The sequence below is a fragment of the Streptomyces colwelliae genome (assembly GCF_048158785.1).
Classification (GTDB): domain Bacteria; phylum Actinomycetota; class Actinomycetes; order Streptomycetales; family Streptomycetaceae; genus Streptomyces.
On record NZ_JBLTJC010000759.1, the window covers coordinates 1 to 1672 of the forward strand.

Consider the following 1672-nt stretch of genomic DNA (forward strand, 5'->3'; position numbering starts at 1 on the left):
CCCCAGCCCCCCGACCCTCACCTCCCCAAGGCGGGTCCATTTCTCACCGTCCACCGACGCGTAACCGGTCAGTTTTCCCCCCAGCCTTTTCAGCCGGAGCCATTGCGGCGCTTTGGCCAGGTCGCTGCCGGGGCCCGCCGTGTCGTGGGTGAAGTTCCACTGCATACGGACCCCGTGCGCGGGTGTGGCCAGCACCGCCGCGTACGGCGCCCCCTGCTTCAGACTCGCCTTGACGATGATCCCGGCCTTGGTCCAGGGCTCCAGCGACTGCCCGGAGGCACTCTTCAACCCGGTGACCCGGGCCGTGACCGTACCGTCGCCGCTCAACGGCCGATGGACGAACCGGAAGGAGTCGTTGACGACCTCGCCGCCCGGCCCGAGCACGACCGGCGGCCCACCACCGACACTCGACCCGCTGGCCCCCAGCTGACTGACCGCGACCACGACCGCGGCGGTGATCGCCAACACCACCACCCACACCCTGACCGTCCAGAACTTCGCCCACTCGGCCCGCAGCAGCCGCCCGAAGCCGGCGCGGGCGGGATGGAGGGTGGACCGGTACGGAGGAACCGTCCTGGTCATCGTCACTGGGTCACCTCGTCCACTTCTTCTTCCTCTTTGGCCGACGCGAACTCGACGGCGTCCCGGGTGAGTTCCATGTAGGCCTCCTCCAACGAGGCCCGATGCGCGCCCACTTCGGCGAAGGGAACGCGGGACGCGGAGAGCAGCTCCACGACCCGTTCGGCGGAAAGGCCGGTGACGGTGAGGACGTCGCGATCGACGACAGCGACCGTCCCGCCCTCCCGGGCGAGCAGTTCCATGGCCTCCGTACGACTGCCGGTACGCAACCGCACCCGGTCCCCGGAGGCAGCCGCGAGAAGGTCGGACACGGCCGTGTCGGCGATGAGACGCCCCCGGCCGATGACGACCAAGTGGTCGGCGGTGTCCTCGAGTTCGCTCATCAGGTGGCTGGAGACGAGGATCGCCCGCCCTTCGGAGGCGAGGTGCCGGAGCAGGGTCCGGATCCACTGGATCCCTTCGGGATCAAGCCCGTTGACCGGCTCGTCGAGGAGGAGCACCGGTGGGTCGCCGAGCAACGCGACGGCCATACCGAGCCGTTGCCGCATACCGAGGGAGTAGCCCCCGGCCCTCCGCCGGGACGCCGCCTCCATCCCGACCTGTTCGAGCACCTCGTCCACGCGCCGCATGGACAGACCGTGGGAGTGGGCCAGCCACCGGAGATGGTCACGCCCCCGCCGACTGGGATGCAGAGCGGCGGCGTCGAGAAGGGCACCGACCTCCAACAGGGGGGTACGCAGGGCGTGATAGGGCCGGCCGCCGATCAACGCCTGGCCCCCGTCGAGGGCGTCCAGCCCCAGCACGGCCCGCATGGTGGTGGACTTCCCCGCCCCGTTGGGACCGACGAAGCCGGTCACCGAACCGGGCTCGACCCTGAAGGACAGCCCATCGACCGCGAGCGTCCGCCCGAACCGCTTGCGCAGGTCCCGGACTTCGATGCTTGCATCGGTTGTGTGACTCATGCTGAGGGAGGCTAGGCGCGGCGGCCACCGCCCGTCGTCACGCGACGGGGGTCCCTCACGAGGGGGACGCCGGGCGGCACGGAGGTCGGCACAATGACCGGGTGGGCGTGGAGGGGGCGTCGGGTGTTGAG

2 protein-coding genes are annotated in these 1672 nt (G+C 70.5%); both read right to left on the reverse strand.

Going from position 1 to position 1672, the window contains the following annotated elements; all coding sequences use genetic code 11:
• A partial coding sequence (locus ACNFOC_RS54055; protein WP_521987238.1) for a DUF1349 domain-containing protein occupies positions 1 to 582 on the reverse strand: 582 nt, incomplete at its 3' end.
• A gap of 2 nt (positions 583 to 584) precedes the next feature.
• A complete protein-coding gene (locus ACNFOC_RS54060) occupies positions 585 to 1541 on the reverse strand; it encodes an ABC transporter ATP-binding protein (protein ID WP_416966267.1) in 957 nt (318 codons plus the stop codon).
• Between the last annotated feature and the right edge of the window lie 131 nt (positions 1542 to 1672).